Source organism: Peribacillus sp. SIMBA_075, from assembly GCF_046534585.1.
In genome coordinates this window covers 1-258 of the sequence record NZ_JAWRYN010000988.1, presented here as the reverse complement: position 1 = coordinate 258, position 258 = coordinate 1, and the positions used below count along the sequence as shown (strand labels likewise).

General features: G+C 41.5%; 1 pseudogene. It reads left to right on the top strand.

Annotated features, from left to right (window positions below):
• Positions 1 to 161 precede the first annotated feature (161 nt).
• Positions 162 to 258 (top strand): annotated as a pseudogene (locus tag SB775_RS31235) (hypothetical protein); the annotation flags it as partial.

Genomic DNA, 258 nt, shown 5'->3' with positions numbered 1-258 from the left:
GTCATTAGGCTCGATCACAACACGCCAAAATGGGCATCCATTCCGACTGGTACATTCTATCTTGAGAAACAAGAGATTTCTTAAAATATCGTATAATATGAATTTCTTCTGGCGATGATGGGGGATATAAGCATTCAGTTACAATCCCAGGAGGAATGAAGATGCGAAAAGGTCACGTAAACCAAATCTTATTGATTACAGATGGCTGCTCAAATCACGGGGAAGATCCACTTGCGATTGCCTCATTGGCAAAGGAAC